A 20142-nucleotide genomic window follows, 5' to 3' on the forward strand; every position below is an offset into this window, starting at 1 on the left:
TGACAATTATTCCGCATCCTTTCCTTTTAATCCTCACATTTCTTTATCAGGATGGGAAAATATTGAATGAGCCAAGTTTTCGAGCAAGGCAAGCGATAGGCAGACCTACGACGTTATAGTAGTCACCTTTGATACCTTTGACCAGCAAAGCTCCTTTCGTTTGAATGCCATAACTCCCCGCCTTATCGAAAGAATCCCCGGTATCTACGTAACGGATGATATCGGTTTCAGTGAGTTCCAGGAAGTCCACTTCTGTTCGGACTGCAAATACTTCATGACTCTCGCTGCTGCGAATCATTACACCGGTGTGAACGGCATGCGACCTTCCACTTAACAGACGGAGCGTCTCGATGGCTTCCTCTTTTGATTCAGGCTTCCCTAACACCTTTCCGTCGATACTCACTACTGTGTCCGCTGTTATCAAAATTTCATTGTTATCAGCCACAATATGATCCGCCTTTACTTCTGCCAACTTCTTTACTAAGATTTCCGGATCTTTCTCCGTAACAACGGATTCATCCGCATCGCTCGTCCTTACCTCAAACCGGTAACCTGCCAGTTCAAGCAATTCTTTTCTCCGTGGTGATCCTGAGCCTAACACTAATGTGTTCTTCATACTTACATCCTTCCTGATAAAACTGTGAGGTTCTAATAAGTGTAGTAAACTTTAAACCAATTATAAAAACTGGATATATCCCTTTTCTTCTCCTTTTTTAAACAACTATCTATGTTCCATTATAAGTTTTCCCTGTTTTGTTGTTTAGTTATAAGCTTAAAAATAAAAAATAGGTGGCAGGCACCTATTTTTTGAGTATTTCTTCATAGCTTTTCCAAACTTCTAATAACAGGACATCTTGTTGGACAGAATCACTTGCTGACACGAGGGCAGCAATATTATCTTTCAGCGCCATGAAGTTTTCCTCTTTTGGCAAACGTTCGCCAAACTGCTTCCAACCCTCTCCCTTATTTTCCCCATTCAAAGTGGCGGAGAATAAATCAGCGAAACCACTCAAGGGTTCCGCTTTTTCCTTGTTCACTTTTTCTGTTTTTGGAACCGACCAGGTCTTTACATAGGTTTCCAGTCCATCTTGTTGTAATGGAGATGCTTTTGACTGAGCTGCCTCATAGTCCGGAGCCAGTCCTGTAAATAAGAAGACATTCCCATCACGCTCCCACACAACTGTGGGATGTCCATACTCTGTATAATTTTGGCTCCACTCTTCAGCTTTCTCCGTACTAGTAAAATATCCTGCTTGTACGACATATGCATCTGTGCCTGGAAGTGCCATCATTGTCTGACTTTCCTCTGCACCGGTATTAGTCGTTCCAACGCTGTTTACTTCGGTCAGTGATACACCACTGTTTGCCGATGCGCCATCATTCTCAGTCATTCCAACAAACATTCTTAATAACAAAAACCCCAATAAAAGACCGAAGATTAATGCAGTCATGACAACAATAAGAATTTTCTTTACCGGAGAGGAAACCTTCTTCCTACGCTTTTTCTTTTTATAATAGGGATGCTTTTTCCAAGCTTCCGGCTTGATCACATTGGCTGGTTCTTCTGTCCGTTCATATTCATACACTTCTGCTGTAGCAGCCTGTTCTTCTTTAGAAGAAACCACCTCTTCCATTGCTTTCTCATCTTCCCGGGGAATCAAAGTCTCTTTCCCGTTCATCCTGATAGATATCTTATTATGATGCTTGTCCAATAATCCCACCACCTTTACCGGCTTTGAATCCAATCTACCACACCCCAGACAAAAAACCAGACGACCGGTGTCGTCTGGTTAGCAATAAAATCATCTATTTATGTCTAATATTGCTTCGTTTTATTTTATACTATTGCTCTTATAAAGCCAAAAGAGCCTTTACCATACCAATAGCACATACCAGCCCATAATATCGCTGCCTGCAAAATAAGTAATCAACGCCGCAATTATAATATAGGGCCCGAAAGGAACCGGAGTCTTTCGATCAATGATTCTTAGACTCAATAATAATACGCTAATCACTGCACCAATTAAGATGGAGAGGAAAAAAACTAGTAATACCTGTTGCCAGCCTAAGAGAAAACCAAGCAGTCCAAACAACTTCATATCTCCTGAACCCATCCCACCTTGAGTAATAAAAATAATTATAAAAATTAAAAGGAAGGCAATGAAGGCACCTATGATAGATGAATACCATGGCTCTAAAGGATAGACAGTTCGAAAGAGGATAACCAGTGGGAGGTAGAATAATAATAAACGATCGGGGATGATCATATATACCAAATCACTAACCAGGATAATCATTCCTAAGGAAATTAATATGATGGCGCCGATTAACTCGTAACCCCACCCATAAACTAAAAAGCTCGAAACAAATAATAATCCTGTCAATAATTCGGTTAGCGGATATAAAAAGGAGAATTTTGCTTTACAGTAACGGCACCTGCCGCGAAGTGCCAAATAGGAAAGAACCGGTATCATGTCCCAGCCATTAAGGGTTTGACTGCAACTGTTGCAATAAGATCGAGAGGTTGAGAAATTCTCCCCCTGCGGCATGCGCCGGCCAACAACATTAAAAAAGGACCCAAATATAATTCCAAACATAAACATTATTACTGCTAAAACCACTACCATATGTTCATCCCCTCTTAAAATGTGATTTTAATAAAAATCAGCTATCACCTGCTGTGGGCTAGATGAAAGTTGGCATTTCTACTTTATATATCGGATACCAGGTCCAACTTTTGTATAAACCGTACAAAAATACTATAAAAATAGCCGAGTGACGAATCACTCGGCTAAAGCTTTATTGCTTTGATAAACGGCAACTTTGTTTCTGCCTTTTTGCTTAGCTCCCATGTACATGGCACGGTCAGCATGGCGAACTAATTCCAGGGGCTGTTCACAATGTTCGGGATAAGAAGCAACCCCAATGCTGGCAGTCAGCACCAGTGATTCCTCTTTGTCCCCTAGCATGTGTTCCTGCAGTATAATTTTCTTAGAAGCAATTTTTCTACGCACTTCATCTGCCAGCTGAAAACTTTCTTCTACAGAGTAATTCGGAAGCATAATTACAAACTCCTCACCTCCGTATCTTGCTACTACACCTTTCTCTCCAATCATTTCAACAAGCCAGTCCGCCAATGTACAAATAACTTCGTTCCCACTTTGATGGCCATATGTATCGTTGACTGATTTAAAGTGATCGATGTCTAATAAGATCAGCGACAAAGGTCTGTTGATATTTTGCTGAATTTGAAAAGTTTGTTCCAGCTGTTCTTCAAAGTAGCGGTAATTATATAAATTTGTAAGCGGACAACGTTCACTTTGATTCTTCGTTTCTTCATAGTTTTTGGCATTTTCCATAGCAATGACAAGATAATTGGATAGTATATCAACAATCATATACTGAAATTTTTCAAAAGTTCTCTTTTCTTTTGATACTACCGTGATTACCGAAACAATTTCATCATTTCGGAAAACAGGTAAAGAAATCAGGCTTTCCCCTTCTTCCGGAATCCCTTCCCGATTCTGTTTTTTCCATTGGTCCCGACGATGATATTGTAACGCTTTCCTTTGTTGAAGCACAGCACCACTGACACTTTCCCCTTTTTCTAAAAAGAACTGCGGGATGTTCTGTTGTTGCTGAGCCTTATAAAAGCGAGTCATTTTTAATTTTTCCTGATCTATAACATCGTAAATATAGGTAAAATCAATGGGCAATAGCTTTACTAATCGGCTGATAAACAAATCCATAACTTCCGATTCCTTCAGACGGCCTGTCAATTCATGGCCGATTTCACTTGTTTTTTGCAAATAACTATTGAGCTGTCTGCTTTTATAATAAAGCATCATCATTGCTGATATAAACGCGAAAGGTATCCCTACATAATACACAGCAGCCAGGCCCATATCAGCATATAATCTATATAAAACAAAACCTACCGGTAATATTAGCAGAGTAGTATAAATTTCCCACAAAGTTGCGCGGTCAATCCATTGAAAGGGACGCTTCATAAGAAACAGGCCCAATAATTTGATCAATATCTGATTACTAACGAAAGTGGTCAGGGCGTAGGCAAGAATCGGAATTATATCATACACAGTTTGATATGCTTCACTGCCATGCTGCCCTCCCATTAGGTAGTAAATGGCAGCACCCGAGATACTTGTTACTAAAAAAACCAGCATATTCAACGGGAGCCGGTATAGATCCTGGCGGGATATACGCATTTTTATCATGAGGAAAACAACACCGAATTGGGTCAAGAGCACTTCGATAAATAAACCAAAATAAAGGAAGACAGCCAAACTGACTCCTTGTATTAAAAATATTGGCCCTTCCTTGAAAACCAAGGGAAATAAAGCAACAATACCTATTAGTATGGCAAAAGAGAATAAATCCGCCATCATGTTTTGAAAACTCGGTTCCCAATACTGGTATAATCCATAGAAGCTAATTGGCCAAATAAACAACCAAGTCAGCCATATAGCTATCTTCTTCTCTTTCGTCATCCCCATGCATCTCCCTGCATCAAATCTATTATATTTTTCCCGTTTTTCATGATGAAGAAATCAAAAGAAGCAATTCCAACGACTGGAATTTTCAGATAACTATAATACTATCATACCTTAGACCTATGTTCAAAGTGTTTTCTAACATCCGAAATAAAATATAATGAGCCTGCCACTATTAATAGATCCTTATCGTCCATTTTATCTATCGTATCATCGAGCGCCTGTTCCCAACTGTCCTGCACGAACGAATTTTCCCCTCCATAAATATCTAGCAATGCTTTCCCATTCATGGCGCGAGGAAAATCAAAACTAGTGAATATGATGGAGGTAAAATTTCCTTTTAATTGTTGCAGCATGCCTGTCACTGGTTTGTCTTGAAGTGCTGCATAGAGCAAGTATTTTTTTTGGTGTGGATAATGTTCAGCAATCGTTCGCATGAGTGTACTTGTGCCTTCCTCATTATGTGCTCCATCTAAAATGACCAACGGGTTATTCCATACTCGCTCAAAACGTCCCGGCCACTTTGTTGACATAATACTATTACTGTAATGTTCACGTTTGAAAGGTGCTCCTTTTTCCTTAAGTACCTCCATTACTTGCAAAGCAACTGCTGCATTTTTCTCCTGATGCCTACCTTTCATTCGGCTTATTAGGTCATTCGAATCAAATTGATTGGCATGGAAAGTGAAATGTTCCCCTTCTTCGTTACTATAGTGGTGTTTTACAAAGAACTCTTTGTTCAATCGATACAGTTCTGTCTCCATCATTCTGGCTCTTTCCTCGATTACATGGATAGCAGCATCGTTTTCAACTGCTGTGACCGCTGGGACATGTTTCTTAATGATCCCAGCCTTTTCCGTAGCAATCTTCTCATAACTATTTCCCAGAATATTCATATGGTCCAAGCCGACATTCGTTATCGCAGCCACAACGGGTTGAATAATATTCGTTGAATCAAACCGACCTCCTAAACCTGTTTCCATAATTACGAAATCAAGCTGTGCTTTCTGAAAATAAACAATCGCCATTGCAGTGATTACTTCAAATTCTGTTGGTTCTCCTAGAGGCGTTACTCCCAATTCTTCTGCCAATGGTTTAATCGTTTCCACAAGATGTACCCAATCTTCATCTTTAATCGCTTTCCCATTTACACTGATTCGTTCATTAAAATGAATGATGTAAGGAGAGGTAAATGTACCTACGTTCATGCCCTGATCTTCGAGTAAATGCCGTAAAAAAGAAAGTGTCGACCCCTTACCATTTGTTCCAGCAATATGAATAGCATTGATATCCTTTTCCGGGTGACCTAACCTATCCATCATCCATTCCATCCGCTTAAGTCCTGGTTTAATCTTGAATTTTTCACGGCTATGTATCCATGTAATGGCTTCTTCATATGTCATTATTGCTCCTCCTTTCATTAGAAAAACTTGGCTTATCGCCAAGTACTTATGGCAAAGTCTTAGTTTTTGTTATACTTTAATACTTTTACAAGGTTACGATTTCTTAAAGTATAACAAAGAGAGGGCATCCCCATTAGGAACACCCTCAGCTTTTTAACTATTTATGCTTTAAGCTCTTCGATTCGGGCTTCTACTTTTTCCCGTTTATCCAGATAATCCTTTTCTTTCTTACGCTCTTCATCGACTACATGCTCGGGAGCTTTCTTGACAAAACCTTCATTAGAAAGTTTCTTTTGTACTCGTTCCACTTCTTTCGCCCATTTTTCACGTTCTTTTTCTAAACGCTTGATTTCATCCTCGATGTTAATTAAACCGGCCAAAGGCAAGTAAAGTTCTGCTCCGGTTACAACCGCTGACATCGCTTTTTCTGGTGCCTTGATGCTGGTTGCGATTGTCAGATCGCTTGGATTACAGAACCGCTCCAAATAATGACGATTCGTTTCCAATTCTTGTGCAACTTCTTCATCTTTGGTCTGGATCATCAACTGGATTTCCTTTGACATCGGCGTATCCACTTCGGCACGGATGTTACGAACAGCACGAATGATATTGACAAGCCGTTCCATTTCTCCTACCGCTCGATCGTTATTAAAGGTCGGATTTACTCTCGGCCAGGACGCTTGTGTGATGGATTCACCTTCGTGAGGCAAATGCTGCCAGATTTCTTCTGTAACGAAAGGCATGAATGGATGAAGCATTCTCATAATGTTGTCTAACGTATAAGCAAGCACAGAACGTGTCGTTTTGATTTTTGCTTCGTCCTCCCCATACAGAGGCAGTTTCGCCATTTCTATATACCAGTCACAAAATTCGTCCCAAATGAAATTGTAGAGATGGCGGCCTGCTTCACCGAACTCATAACGGTCGATGTTCTTAGTTACTTGTTCGATTGTCTGATTCAACCTGGTCAAAATCCATTCGTCTGCTACAGATTTTTCCCCTGATAAATCAATCTCTTCGTATTTCATGCCACCCATGTTCATTAACGCAAAACGGGAAGCATTCCAGATTTTATTAACGAAATTCCAGGTCGATTCTACTTTTTCCCATTGAAAACGCAGATCCTGCCCTGGAGCGGAACCAGTGGACAAGAAATAACGAAGCGAATCTGCCCCATATTTCTCTATGACATCCATTGGGTCCACACCATTGCCAAGCGACTTACTCATCTTCCTGCCTTCCGCATCCCTGACTAAACCATGAATCAACACGTCTTTGAAAGGACGACGTCCTGTAAATTCGATGGACTGGAAAATCATTCGGCTAACCCAGAAGAAGATAATATCATAACCTGTAACTAATGCATTCGTTGGAAAATGACGCTGGAAGTCTTCGTTATTTTCATCCGGCCAGCCCATGGTGGAAAATGGCCATAACGCGGAGGAGAACCAAGTATCTAATACGTCCGTATCCTGCTCCCAGTTTTCTTCATCTTCTGGGGCTTCTTTGCCAACATAAATTTCTCCTGTTTCTTTATGATACCAGGCCGGGATACGGTGACCCCACCATAGTTGACGGGAAATGCACCAGTCACGAATATTTTCCATCCAATGGAGATAAGTCTTTTCAAAACGGTCAGGTACAAAGTGAACTTTGTCTTCGCCTTGCTGTAATTTAATTGCTTCTTCTGCAAGCGGCTCCATATTCACAAACCATTGCGTAGAAAGATAAGGCTCCACAACTGCACCACTTCGTTCTGAATGACCTACGGAATGATCATGGTCTTCTATGTCAAACAAAATACCTTGTTCTTGCAGATCCTTTACCAGCTGTTTCCGGCATTCGAATCGGTCCATGCCCTGGTATTTGCCAGCATTTACATTCATTGAACCGTCTTCATTCATAACTAAAATACGTTCCAGATTATGACGGTTGCCAATTTCAAAGTCATTCGGATCATGAGCAGGAGTGATTTTCACCGCACCAGAACCAAAATCCATGTCTACATAATCATCAGCCACTATTTCTATTTCACGTCCAATTACAGGCAACGTAACCTTCTTGCCAATCAAATGCTTATAACGGTCATCTTCAGGGTGGACAGCAACTGCAGTATCACCCAGCATCGTCTCCGGGCGAGTCGTTGCTATTTCTATATGACCAGACCCGTCGCTTAATGGATATTTCATATGATAGAAATGACCTTTGACATCTTTATAAATGACCTCAATATCAGAGAGAGCCGTCTTCGTAGCAGGGTCCCAGTTGATGATATATTCACCACGATAGATCAGGTCTTTTTCATACAGCTTTACAAATACTTCTTTAACAGCATTCGACAATCCCTCATCCAAAGTAAAACGTTCTCTGGAATAATCAAGACCAAGTCCCAGTTTCTCCCACTGTGTACGGATGAAATCTGCATATTCCTCTTTCCATCCCCATGCTTGTTCAAGGAATTTTTCCCTGCCTAAATCATAGCGGGTTTGCCCTTGTTCCTTTAATTTTGCTTCTACTTTTGCCTGAGTTGCAATCCCTGCATGGTCCATGCCAGGAAGCCATAGCACATCGTACCCTTGCATTCGTTTTACTCGTGTAACGATATCCTGTAACGTCGTATCCCATGCATGACCGAGATGTAATTTACCTGTTACGTTCGGCGGTGGTATGACAACCGTATAAGGTTCTTTCGATTTATCTCCGGTTGCTTCGAAAAACTTTCCATCTACCCAATATTGATACCTGTCTTGTTCAACTGCGGTCGGGTCGTATTTAGGCGGTAAAGATACTTCTTGATTACTCATCGTACATTTCCTCCTTATATTTACGTGACTAGAGATACACGGGGCGCCACCTTAAGTTACTTTTTTTAAATAAAAATAAAAAAATCCCTATCATCCAAAAAGGACGAAAGAGATTGATCTCCGTGGTACCACCTTTATTCACAAGAAAAAAATGATTTCTTGTGCACTCGATTTGTTAACGGCTTCTAACCGGCTCCTTCTACTTTATTCAAAGGGGCTGCATCCGGGGCGACCTTCCAGTATGCATGATCCTGGAAAACTTTCAGCAATTGTTTTCCTCTCTGTCGGGATGCATTCTGTACTCTTCCCCATCAAGGCATTTCACGTGTTCAATTATATTTCATATTGTATAGAGAAATGTATTTAAAATCAACTGTTACTTAAAAAATCCGCATTTTCATCATTTTAGCCGATTCTTCATATTTTATACTAAAGAGGTGATTTATAAATGAGCAGACTGTACCGCTACCGCCTGCCACCCTGGTGTCGAAGATGGCTCTACATCATTGAAAAAGCGATGCTGCCACTGGCCATTTTCCAACTGCTGCGCACCCTTCTCTTCCCAACTACCTTTGATGTATTGTTGCTTGGGATTATTCTTGGGATTTTCCTTGCTTTTCATCTGGAGTGGATTTAGATTCATTATCCTTTAGTTGCTGGGCTTGAAAAGTATTGAAGAGAGATTCAGCGATCAAACGACCATAGACAATGCGTCTGAAGCTCTTTTCTAATTTTTGTACCTTTTCAAGCTCACTTGACCTTTCCTCCCTTAATAGACGATCCAAGCGCGTGAAATAATGATGTGGATCAATAAGGTGGATGGCTAAAAGCAAACGTTCCTGATTGGTTATTCCGTACAAACGTTCATAAACAGAAAACTTTTTCTTATATTCTTCAACAGGGCTGTCATGAAATCGGAAATCATTCAAAAAAAACCTGCTCAAGTCTAACATGGGAGGACCAAAAAACATTTGCTCCCAATTCAAAAAATAACTATGACCATGATATTGAATAATGTGATCATTCTTTAAATTACCATGATTGATCACGTGGGGTAAGTTATCAGGTAAACGATCTCGTTCAGGAAGCTCCTGATATAGTTCTTTCATGAATTCCAATGTGTAATGGATTTGTTTATACTGTGAACATACGGCGAGTCCAAGTGGAGGCATGTAGTGACGCTTTTCAAAAGCTTCTATGTGCTCCAGAAGAAGTTGGTGTGCCTGGATGCCTGCTTCTTTTTTTTGCCACAAATATTCGATATACCCTTGATTATCAGATTGGGTTTGTTTCGATTGTTTGTGTAAGGTGCCAAGACTACGGAAAAAACTTTCAATATCATGACTTGGGTATTCATCCTTCGTATGCTCTACCCATGGGGTCAAATAATAGATGTGACTCCGTCCTAACACATAGGGCATGCCACCTTTGGTATGTGCAAATGGGGGAGCAAAGTTCTTCCCGTTCACTTCCAACCAGTTTATAATCGGCCTCCACTTATCTTCTTCATTCGAATGATAGCGGGATTGCTTAAACGCGAACACGCCATTATCAGTCTCCACCCGGTGCAATTTGTCAGTCACCTGCCGGATATGATAACCAGATATTCCATAGCTGTGGATGAAATTATGAATCTCTTCCAAAAAAGTTCCCTCCCTGAAAACAGATGGGGCTGCCTTGGAAGAAATAAATTCTTCCTCGACAGCCTTTAGCATCCTTTATTATGATTGCGAAGGAATATATATAATCTTGCCAGGTGTAAGATCGTCTTCAAACACATTATTCACTTTCGTTAAATGAGTAATAGAAATTTGGTAGCGATCTGCAATCGTTTCCAGTGTATCTTCTTCCTGCACAATACACATTTTCATTTTCGTGTACGTTTCTTCCCGGTCTTCGAACATACTGAACAGCAATTGATTCCCTATATTACGTTCGGGAGAATCAGGCGAAGGATATTCCGTATCGTCGTCATCATTCCAATCCTGATCTACTTCCACATAAGATGGTGAAGCCTCGTAGGAAGGCGACGGATTTGGATCATCCTCTTCATCTTGGTCTTCTGTTGTATTTCCATGATTGAAAAACTCCGAAAGAGTTTGCACTTGTTTATATTTCCAACGATTACTGCTAGAAGATTCTGCTGGTAAATCCTCTTGTTCGTCTTCCTGTGAAGCAATCTCATTACTCGTGACTGTTTCGGATAAGGATGAAGAGGATTGGTCATTATCAGGATAATCCACCTCGAATTGATAGGACTGATCCCAATTCTCACTGTTTTCTCCTCTTTCTTCTGCCTCTGTATCCTCCTCCTTGTCCCTTTCAGCTTCCTCAATACCGTGTATCGCAACTGTTGCATGAAGCTTTAACTGATTTGCAGACGGCAATTCATAATCAAACACATCAATACTTACCGATACATCGTCGACGTTCGCCACACGGTCCCTTGGGATTGAAACCTCTACCGGAAAACGATGATGGAATTGACTCGCACCTTCCTCTTCATGTTCCACTCTTTCCATTAATTTTCTGGAAGGAAAAGGCGCTACCGTTTCCGCTTCTGCTTCTTCCTCAGGCTTTGTAAAATATTCACCTGTCAGGTCGATGGTCCCTTGAATCAACACCGTTTCCTCTAAAGGATGAATGACTATTTCCGGGTCAAGTGAAATCCCCATCAGTTCTTTGACTTCCTGTCCCCTTTCAAACCATAGCGATTCGTCTAAATAAAAAGAAAACACATTCTTATTATCATTAGTCACGTACTTTCCTCCTCCCTTGTCACGCAACTTCATCTCTGTTCCACTTTATGCGCCAAAGAGAAAAAATATACGAAACAAAAAGAAAACCCTTATCAAAGATTGGTAGAAAAATAAATATAAAAAGACTTAGAGTATGTTTCCTCTAAGTCTTTTCAATCTATGCCGTATAGTGCCTTATTAAGCCAAAGGTAATCAATTATTTTTTCTACTGTTGTCAGCAAACACTTTTTCAGCTGCTTCGATTGTCTTTTCAATATCTTCATCGCTATGGGCAGTGGATAGGAATAAGCCTTCAAACTGGGAAGGAGGTAAGAAGATGCCTTCTTCAATCATCCCGCGATAATACTTTGCAAAGAAGTCCAAATCAGAAGAGCTGGCTGTTTCAAAGTTGTAAACCTCTTCGTTATTGAAGAAAAAACCTACCATAGATCCCGCACGATTGACAGTGAACGGTATATCATGTTCGGATGCTGCATCGGTAAAGCCTTGAATTAACCGGTCCACTTTTTCATTGATCGCTTCATAAGCAGCCTGATCCATCGCTTTTAATGTTTCGTATCCTGCTGTCATCGCTAATGGATTCCCAGACAGTGTACCCGCCTGATAAATATCACCTGTAGGTGCAACTCGCTCCATAATTTCTTTTTTGCCGCCGTATGCTCCAACAGGAAGTCCACCACCGATGACCTTGCCGAGGCATGTCATATCAGGCGTTACACCAAAGTGGCCCTGAGCACAATTGTATCCAACCCGGAACCCGGTCATTACTTCATCAAAAATCAATACAGTTCCATTATCTTCTGTAATTTGGCGAAGCTCCTGAAGGAAACTACTCTGTGGAGGGACGACCCCCATATTTCCAGCTACAGGTTCGACAATTACTGCTGCCAAATCATCACCAAATTGTTCAAATGCATAACGGACACTTTCCAGGTCGTTATACGGCACGGTAATCGTATTTTTGGCGATACCCTCAGGAACCCCTGGAGAATCAGGCAATCCAAGTGTAGCTACTCCTGAACCTGCTTTAATCAGGAGAGAATCCCCATGTCCGTGATAGTTTCCTTCAAATTTTAATATTTTGTTCCTGCCCGTGTAACCTCTTGCAACACGGAGCGCACTCATAGTAGCCTCAGTTCCTGAATTTACCATTCTCACCATTTCAATAGAAGGGACACGATCGATCACTAATTGAGCAAGCTTATTTTCAATTTGTGTCGGGGCACCAAAGCTGGTCCCTAACTCTGTAATCGATTTAAGCTGTTCTACGACACGGTCATCTGCATGACCAAGAATCAAAGGTCCCCAGCTTAATACATAATCAATATATTCATTTCCATCGATATCGTAAATTTTTGACCCTTTTCCACGTTCCATAAATACAGGGTTCATATCTACAGATTTAAAAGCACGTACCGGTGAATTTACTCCACCCGGCATCAACTGCTCGGCTTCTTTATAGGCTTCAATTGAACGATCAAATTTTTTCATTGCTACGCACCACCTTGGAAATATTTATTCATTCAGCCAGTCTGCTACATCCTTAGCAAAGTAAGTGATGATCAAATCGGCACCAGCACGTTTCATTGAGGTCAATTTCTCCATGACAATTTCCTGCTCATTGACCCATCCATTCATCGCTGCTGCTTTGATCATGGAATATTCTCCACTGACATTATAAGCAACAAGAGGAGCATTGAAACGGTCTTTCACTTCCCGCATGATATCCATATACGATAAGGCCGGCTTGACAATAAGGAAGTCGGCGCCTTCTTCCATATCAGACTCCGCTTCTCGCATGGCTTCCAATCGGTTGGCAGGATCCATCTGGTATGCCCGACGGTCACCGAATTGAGGGGAACTATGAGCAGCATCCCGGAACGGGCCATAGAAAGCCGACGCGTATTTCACAGCATAGGACATGATCGGTATCTGACTGTAGCCAGCTTCATCCAATCCTTCTCTTATCGCAGCGACAAAACCATCCATCATGTTTGAAGGAGCGATGATGTCAGCACCGGATTCAGCCTGGCTGATAGCAGTTTTGACTAATAGCTCTAAGGAAGGGTCATTTAAAACTTCCCCGTTCTCCACAAGACCGCAATGGCCATGATCCGTGTACTGACAGAGACACGTATCAGCAATTACCGTAAGTGAAGGAACGTCCTTCTTAATTTTCCTGATCGCTTCCTGTACAATACCATGTTCACAATAAGCCTGAGAGCCTTGAGAATCCTTATCATGAGGTACACCAAACACAATAACCGAACGGATTCCTTTTGCCTCCAGCTCTTTCATTTCTTCAGTCAGATAATCCAGGGAAATATGGAATACTCCGGGCATGGAGGCAACCTCTTTTTTGATTCCTTCCCCTTCTACAACAAAAATAGGATAAATGAGATCATCTTTGGTTATTTTAGTTTCTCTGACTAACGCACGGAGGGAGTCCGTACGCCTCAGGCGGCGATGTCTTTTAAAGCCATTACTGTTCATCTAAATCTTATCCTTTCTCACTGAAATAACTTTCCATAAGTTCTGTCATGCCTTCCGTCGTATAATGTCCTTCAGGCATCAGGACGTTAAGAAACCCTTCCTGTTTAGCTTTTTTTTCGGTCGTAGGGCCTATACAAACACAAGGAACTGAGAGAAATGTTTTAAAATCCTTGTGGGTATGGGACAAGCGGATAAATGCTTCCACTGTTGAAGGGCTTGTAAACGTATAAGCGTCAAATGGAATGTGTTCCAACGTTTCCGTTAATGGTCTATGATCCTTCGTTAATAGCGTATCATACACAGTCATTGATTGGAAAAAGACATGCCCTTTCAGTGCTTCGGGCAATACATCACGTGATAAATTTCCCCGAACTAATAAAGTGGGACCAGGGTCATGGAAGGTGCCTAAAAATTCATCGGCCATCACTTCTGCGGTATATGTACTGGGAACGAAGTCTGCGCGGACGCCATAGTTGTTCAGCATCTTTTCCGTTTTCTCCCCTACTGCCCCCACCTTTAGATTAGTTGGCCATGGAGCTTTCTCACCCCATAATTCGAAAAAAAACTTCACGCCGTTAGAGCTTGTAAAAAATATCCAAGCGTATTCGTGAAGTTGTTCTACATACCGCTTATTTTCTTGGTTATCACGTAAAGCAAAATGAAGCAGCGGGACCTCTATCGGGGTCCCACCTGCTTGCCTGACTTTATATGAAAATGAGCCGGCCTGATTTTTAGCCCGGGTGACAAGTATTTTTCTACCCGTCAGTGCCCCCATTATTGATCCAGCTCCTCTTTCGCATCATCTACGATTTTCTGAGCTCCGTACTGTTTCAAATGATCAGCCGCTTCTTTTCCTACCTCGATTGGGTCGGTACCTTTGAAAGTCTCCTTCAGAATGGTTTCGCCATCCGGAGTAGCTACAAGCGCAGTCAAAACAATTTCATCTTTATCGAGGTAGGCATACCCGCCGATTGGTACTTGGCACCCACCATTTAAGTCGTGAAGAAACTTACGTTCTGCTGCTACTGTTTTTTCCGTATAACTGTCATTGATTTTAGATAGTAATTCACGTAACTCTTTGTCAGATTCTCTTGTTTGAATGGCAAGAGCACCTTGACCGACTGCGGGTACACAAACATCTTTATCCAAATATTCAGTTACCAGGTCATCACTCCAGCCCATGCGCTTCAAACCAGCCGCAGCGAGAACAATCGCATCAAATTCACCGTCTCTCAGCTTTTTAAGACGGGTATCAATATTACCGCGAATCCATTTAACTTCCAGATCAGGTCGGGCTGCACGGATTTGCGATTCTCTTCTTAAACTGCTTGTCCCAACAACTGCCCCTGCGGGCAAGTCCTTCAATTTAATATGATTATTAGAAACAAACGCATCCCGGTGATCCTCTCTCTCTGGCACAGAGGCGATCATCAAACCTTCAGAAATGACCGAGGGCATGTCTTTCATACTGTGAACAGCCATATCGATTTCTTCTTCATACATTGCTTTTTCTATCTCTTTGACAAACAACCCCTTGCCACCAACTTTTGATAGAGTGACATCCAGGATTTGATCTCCTTTTGTTGAGATCCGCTTGATTTCAAATTCAGCGGCAGGTTCCACCTTTTTCAATTGTTCGATAACCCATTCCGTTTGAGTGATTGCTAAATTGCTTTTTCTTGAACCTATAATAATTTTACGCACCAAATTGCCTCCTCAATCTTAAAAGTGGAAGTTCGACAGTGAACCGAATAAAAAGAAGTTAACGAGCAAAAACAAAAATGCTGCAGCATTGTACACAGCTATCGACCTGCCTTGATACCCTTTCACTATCCTTAAAAATAAAAAGATAATATAGACGAATAATACGATGAATGATCCCATTGTCTTCGAGTCATACCAGTAAAAAACATCACCTGAGTTGTACCCCCATACGACACCAAGAATAACAGCCAATAACAATAATGGGACACCGCCAGTCACTGCCAGGTAAGAGTAGTGATCGAGTTTGGATAAATCCCCCAAACGCCACAACCGCTTATCCCACTTTTTCTTTTTCAGCAAGCGGTATTGCAGCAGGTACATTAAGGAAAAAATAAAGGAAAAAGTGAAAAAACCGTAAGATATAAGTGCTAAGGTAATATGAGCAATAAGCATTTCATCAACAAAACGGATCCCTTGTTCTACTAGGTCAGCTCGAGCTTTCGTAGTGATGTGAAGCAGCATGACTGAGAAACCAACCACATTTGTGAAAAATACGAGAAAGTCTACCCGGTACAAGCGGTTAATGACCAATGAAAAAGTGACTAGAATCCAAGAATAAAAATATAACCCATCGTAGACATTCATAACTGGAAAATTATCTTTCACAAAAACTTGTGTTAATAAAAAAATGGTTTGTAAAGACCAAACCATACTAAGTAACCAGAAGGCTGCAAGGTTCGCCTTCCGGTTTTGTTGAATGAAATCGATAAAATAGCCTATTACACTTAGAGCATAAATGAAAATAATAAACTCATAAAGCCATTTCACATCAAGCATATAGTTATCCTTCCTTACTAGTGTGTGGAAGCATTTTTTATGGCAGGAAAGGATAGTTCCCCATTACGGTCCAGGGACACCACTTTATTTTCTCTCTTTTGCTGTTCCTGGATTTCATTCTGCACTTGCTCTTCAATACCGAATATTTGCATGAACAGTTGCAATGACTCATCTGCATTCGGTTGAGCTGCCAGTTCTTTAGCCTGCAAAATAGGCTCTTTCAACATCTGATTGATAATGCTCTTCGTGTGCTTATTCAACACTTTCTTTTCACGCTCAGTCAAATCAGGCATTTTACGTTCAATGCTTTTCATTGTTTCGGATTGGATCGATAACGCTTTATTTCTTAAAGCGGATATGACTGGTACTACCCCAATCGTCTGCAACCATTCCTTAAACGCAATGATCTCTTCTTCAATCATGATTTCGATAACTTCTGCAGCCTTTTGTCTTGCAGCCAGGTTAGCATCAACAATTCCTTGAAGATCATCAATGTCATATAAGAATACACTTTCTAAAGATTCCATAGACGGATCAAGATCACGAGGTACCGCAATGTCTACCAGGAATAACGGTTTCCCTTTCCGGGCTTTCTGGATAGGAGCCATTACTTCCTGGGTGATCACATACTCTTTAGAACCAGTAGAACTGATTAGAATATCCGCATCCTTCAATGTCTCTGACAAGTCGTCAATCGTTTTAGCTTCTCCATTAAACTGGTCGGCAACTACTTGTGCTTTTGCAAGCGTTCGATTAATTACAGTAACCTGTTTCACACCGGATCCTTGCAGGTTCTTAGCAGCAAGCTCACCCATTTTACCTGCACCTAAAATGACAACATGTTTATTAACAAGGTCACCAAAGATTTTCCGGGCAAGTTCGACCGCGGCGTAACTGACAGACACCGCATTTTCTCCAATTTCTGTTTCTTTATGCGAGCGTTTCGCAAGTGTTACCGCCTGCTTGAATAATTGGTTGAAAATGGTGCCGGTAGTTTTGGCATCTTGTCCTTGTAGGAAGGCCTGCTTCATTTGACCAAGAATCTGCGTTTCGCCAAGAACCATAGAATCCAAGCCGCAGGTTACACGCAAGAGGTGCTCCATGGCACCATCGCCTTCATAAATGGACAAATAAGGAGAGAAGCTTTCTTTCTCCACCTCAAACCAATCAGACAAGAATTGCTTGATATAATAGCGACCGGTATGAAGTTGATCAACGACGGCATAAATTTCCGTTCGATTACATGTGGAAATAATCACGTTTTCTAACACACTCTTCCGCTGGTTCAATTCAACCATGGCTTCGGAAATGCGATTTTCAGAAAACGTGAGTTTTTCCCTGACTTCTACTGGGGCTGTTTTATAATTTACGCCGACAACTAAAATGTGCATATCATCTACCCCCAAAAAACTTTCCTGACGAGCAGTATTTTATAAAGTACATTATAACATGAGAAATAGGGCTAACTATTGGAAATTGTGAACAGAATTTGAAACTCTATGATAGGATTAAATAAAAGATAATTAATTGTAATTCCTTCGTAAACAAATCAAACCCGACTGTAATGTACCACAACCGTGGTATATACGCAAGAATTCGACATATGTAAAGGGAGGCTTTGCATGAAAAAACAAAACACACTTACAGGTTTCCTATTAATCGGTCTAGGTGCCTATTTTTTGCTGCAACAGTTACATATTCCCCTGTTAACTGATTTTTATTCCTGGCCGACAATTTTGATGATTATCGGCATTTCTTTTTTACTACATAGCTATATTACGAATGACTACCATAATATTTTTGTGGGTGCTGTATTGTTAGGATTCGGAATACATTTCCACGGGCTTACTACTTACCATTTTTGGCTGGATCATTGGGGAGTATATCCCCTGATTATTGGTTCTGCGTTCGTAATGCGTTCTAATAAAACAAAGCAGGGGTTGATACCAGGACTGTTGTTAGTACTCCTCGGTCTTTTCGCCTTATTTTCCCCGGTCAATCCAGGGTGGTTTCATTGGATCTATCAGCTATTTGCCTTAATCGAGCAATTTTGGTCTATCGCTTTAATTATTATTGGTTTATTCCTCTTAAGAAAGAATGATAAAAATAAAAGAAAAAAATAAAATCCCGGGCGCTAGTTGCCCGGGATTTTATTTATAAGATAGAACTCAAAAATTCTTGTGTCCGCTGTTCTTGTGGATGATCAAACAATTGATTCGGTTCTCCTTCTTCAACGATTCGTCCGTCATGCATATATACTACCTTATCCGCTACTTCACGGGCAAACCCCATTTCATGGGTTACAACGACCATCGTCATCCCTTCCTTTGCAAGCTCCTTCATGGTAGCAAGTACTTCACCAACAAGTTCAGGATCTAAGGCGGAAGTCGGTTCATCAAATAGCATGATATCTGGTTTCATCGCTAACGCACGGGCAATCGCCACTCGTTGTTTTTGACCTCCGGAAAGTCGGGAAGGGTAATCATCCGCTTTGTCCGCTAAGCCTACTTTATTCAATAAGATTTCTGCTTCTTCGATGGCCTGGGATTTTTTGATTTTCTTCACTTGTGTAGGTGCTTCGATTACATTTTCTAAAACTGTTTTGTGAGGGAACAGGTTAAAATGTTGAAAGACCATCCCTACTTTCTGCCTTACCTTATTCAAATCATCTCTTTTCGGGTCTGTTTCTTTTCCCTCGAGGATTATTTTACCGTCATTTTTCAATTCCAAGTAATTCAAACACCGAAGTAACGTACTTTTTCCTGAACCACTCGCTCCAATCAGAACTACTACTTCACTTTCTTTTACAGTAAAATCGATATCTTTCAAAACATGAAGATCACCAAATGATTTATTCAATTTTTCTACACGAATCATTTCTCTAGCTTCAGACACGCTCTTGTTCCTCCTCTGTTAATCACTTGCCGCCATTTTCTTTTCAACGAATGATACTAGTAAAGTCAGCAGGAATACTAGAATCAAGTAGTAGACCGCACTTACCAACAGCCATGTCATGTAATCAAATGTATTGGAGCCCATTGTTGTGGCAGCTCCGAAGATTTCATTTAAACCGATGAATGCTGCAAGAGAAGAGTCCTTCAAACCGATAATAAACTGGTTTCCTAAAGGGGGTAAGGCTCGGCGGAAGGCCTGGGGCAATATAATTCTTTTCATCGTTTGTGAACGATTCATGCCTAGCGACCTGCCAGCTTCATTCTGTCCTTTACCGATCGATTGTATCGAACCCCGGAAAATTTCTGCAATATAAGCCCCATTATGGAAGGCCAAGCCTAATGTCGCAGACCAAAATCCTGAAATCATAGCTATTTCAGTGAGTCCGTAATAGAATACGAATATTTGTACAATTAAAGGGGTTCCACGTACAATAAATATATAAAAGTTCGCAATCCATTCCAATACTTTAATATTAGAGATTTTTAATAAAGCAAAAAATAAGCCAATAAATATAGCAATAAATATCGAGACAGCCGTAAGCTTCAGCGTCAGCCATGCGGCTTCAGCAAAAAGACTGCGGCTTTCAATTAATGCTTCACCGAAGTTGATGATGTTCAAATACAAAACGTTCAGCTCCTCCTAATAGTTAGAAAAACTTAATAAATCGCCAGGAAAG

The 20142-nt window shown here is 41.0% G+C and carries 18 protein-coding genes and 1 other annotated feature; of the genes, 2 read left to right on the forward strand and 16 right to left on the reverse strand.

The window, feature by feature from the left end; genetic code table 11:
- Nucleotides 1–46: 46 nt before the first annotated feature.
- The 6 genes from ACGTNI_RS06850 to ACGTNI_RS06875 all read right to left on the reverse strand — a co-directional run bounded on the left by ACGTNI_RS06850 (nt 47) and on the right by ACGTNI_RS06875 (nt 8718).
- Nucleotides 47–616 carry a Maf family protein gene (locus tag ACGTNI_RS06850; RefSeq protein WP_394461039.1) on the reverse strand — a complete coding sequence of 190 codons (570 nt, stop codon included), beginning with the start codon at nt 614–616 and terminating at the stop codon, nt 47–49.
- A 184-nt stretch (nt 617–800) separates the two neighbouring features.
- Complete coding sequence (locus ACGTNI_RS06855; protein ID WP_394461041.1) at nt 801–1712, reverse strand: hypothetical protein; 912 nt, start codon at nt 1710–1712, stop codon at nt 801–803.
- Between the two features lie 159 nt (nt 1713–1871).
- A complete protein-coding gene (locus tag ACGTNI_RS06860; RefSeq protein ID WP_394461043.1) occupies nt 1872–2627 on the reverse strand; it encodes a prepilin peptidase in 756 nt (251 codons plus the stop codon).
- 156 nt (nt 2628–2783) lie between these two features.
- Nucleotides 2784–4508 (reverse strand): diguanylate cyclase, encoded by a 1725-nt coding sequence (locus tag ACGTNI_RS06865; RefSeq protein WP_394461046.1) that lies wholly within the window; start codon nt 4506–4508, stop codon nt 2784–2786.
- A 110-nt stretch (nt 4509–4618) separates the two neighbouring features.
- Nucleotides 4619–5914 carry a bifunctional folylpolyglutamate synthase/dihydrofolate synthase gene (locus ACGTNI_RS06870; RefSeq protein ID WP_394461048.1) on the reverse strand — a complete coding sequence of 432 codons (1296 nt, stop codon included), beginning with the start codon at nt 5912–5914 and terminating at the stop codon, nt 4619–4621.
- Nucleotides 5915–6075: 161 nt separating this feature from the next.
- Complete coding sequence (locus ACGTNI_RS06875; RefSeq protein WP_394461050.1) at nt 6076–8718, reverse strand: valine--tRNA ligase; 2643 nt, start codon at nt 8716–8718, stop codon at nt 6076–6078.
- Between the two features lie 96 nt (nt 8719–8814).
- Nucleotides 8815–9042 (reverse strand) — a binding site (T-box leader).
- Between the two features lie 124 nt (nt 9043–9166).
- Here ACGTNI_RS06875 and ACGTNI_RS19915 point away from each other — a divergent pair.
- Nucleotides 9167–9355, forward strand: a complete 189-nt coding sequence (locus tag ACGTNI_RS19915; RefSeq protein ID WP_085509019.1) for a YszA family small membrane protein — start codon at nt 9167–9169, stop codon at nt 9353–9355.
- Here ACGTNI_RS19915 and ACGTNI_RS06880 read toward each other — a convergent pair.
- From ACGTNI_RS06880 to hemA, 8 genes are all read right to left on the reverse strand, one after another.
- The gene (locus ACGTNI_RS06880) at nt 9312–10361 is read right to left on the reverse strand and encodes a phosphotransferase (protein ID WP_394461052.1); all 1050 of its coding nucleotides are present in this window, start codon (nt 10359–10361) and stop codon (nt 9312–9314) included. The genes ACGTNI_RS19915 and ACGTNI_RS06880 overlap by 44 nt on opposite strands.
- A gap of 78 nt (nt 10362–10439) precedes the next feature.
- The gene (spoVID, locus tag ACGTNI_RS06885; RefSeq protein ID WP_394461054.1) at nt 10440–11477 is read right to left on the reverse strand and encodes a stage VI sporulation protein D; all 1038 of its coding nucleotides are present in this window, start codon (nt 11475–11477) and stop codon (nt 10440–10442) included.
- A gap of 192 nt (nt 11478–11669) precedes the next feature.
- Complete coding sequence (gene hemL, locus ACGTNI_RS06890) at nt 11670–12968, reverse strand: glutamate-1-semialdehyde 2,1-aminomutase (protein ID WP_394461056.1); 1299 nt, start codon at nt 12966–12968, stop codon at nt 11670–11672.
- A gap of 24 nt (nt 12969–12992) precedes the next feature.
- Entirely contained in the window at nt 12993–13970 is a 978-nt protein-coding gene (gene hemB / locus ACGTNI_RS06895; protein WP_394461058.1) for a porphobilinogen synthase, read from the reverse strand.
- Nucleotides 13971–13977: 7 nt separating this feature from the next.
- Nucleotides 13978–14745, reverse strand: coding sequence for a uroporphyrinogen-III synthase (locus tag ACGTNI_RS06900; RefSeq protein WP_394461060.1), 768 nt, complete (start codon nt 14743–14745; stop codon nt 13978–13980).
- Nucleotides 14745–15674 carry a hydroxymethylbilane synthase gene (gene hemC / locus ACGTNI_RS06905; RefSeq protein WP_394461062.1) on the reverse strand — a complete coding sequence of 310 codons (930 nt, stop codon included), beginning with the start codon at nt 15672–15674 and terminating at the stop codon, nt 14745–14747. Before hemC ends, ACGTNI_RS06900 begins: the two co-directional genes overlap by 1 nt.
- 18 nt (nt 15675–15692) lie before the next feature.
- Nucleotides 15693–16511: a cytochrome c biogenesis protein gene (locus ACGTNI_RS06910; protein ID WP_085509026.1), complete on the reverse strand. Its 819-nt coding sequence runs from the start codon at nt 16509–16511 to the stop codon at nt 15693–15695.
- 17 nt (nt 16512–16528) lie between these two features.
- Nucleotides 16529–17902 carry a glutamyl-tRNA reductase gene (hemA, locus tag ACGTNI_RS06915; protein WP_394461064.1) on the reverse strand — a complete coding sequence of 458 codons (1374 nt, stop codon included), beginning with the start codon at nt 17900–17902 and terminating at the stop codon, nt 16529–16531.
- 231 nt (nt 17903–18133) lie between these two features.
- Between hemA and ACGTNI_RS06920 the strand changes: the two genes are divergently transcribed.
- Nucleotides 18134–18634: a LiaI-LiaF-like domain-containing protein gene (locus ACGTNI_RS06920; protein WP_394461066.1), complete on the forward strand. Its 501-nt coding sequence runs from the start codon at nt 18134–18136 to the stop codon at nt 18632–18634.
- A gap of 31 nt (nt 18635–18665) precedes the next feature.
- Here the strand turns inward: ACGTNI_RS06920 and ACGTNI_RS06925 are convergent, their stop codons facing one another.
- Together ACGTNI_RS06925 and ACGTNI_RS06930 are read right to left on the reverse strand one after the other, a co-directional pair.
- Nucleotides 18666–19388 carry an amino acid ABC transporter ATP-binding protein gene (locus ACGTNI_RS06925; protein ID WP_394461169.1) on the reverse strand — a complete coding sequence of 241 codons (723 nt, stop codon included), beginning with the start codon at nt 19386–19388 and terminating at the stop codon, nt 18666–18668.
- A gap of 36 nt (nt 19389–19424) precedes the next feature.
- Nucleotides 19425–20075: an amino acid ABC transporter permease gene (locus ACGTNI_RS06930; RefSeq protein ID WP_394461171.1), complete on the reverse strand. Its 651-nt coding sequence runs from the start codon at nt 20073–20075 to the stop codon at nt 19425–19427.
- Nucleotides 20076–20142 lie beyond the last annotated feature (67 nt).

Origin of the sequence: Thalassobacillus sp. B23F22_16 (assembly GCF_043496955.1) — a bacterium.
Classification (GTDB): domain Bacteria; phylum Bacillota; class Bacilli; order Bacillales; family Halobacillaceae; genus Thalassobacillus; species Thalassobacillus devorans_A.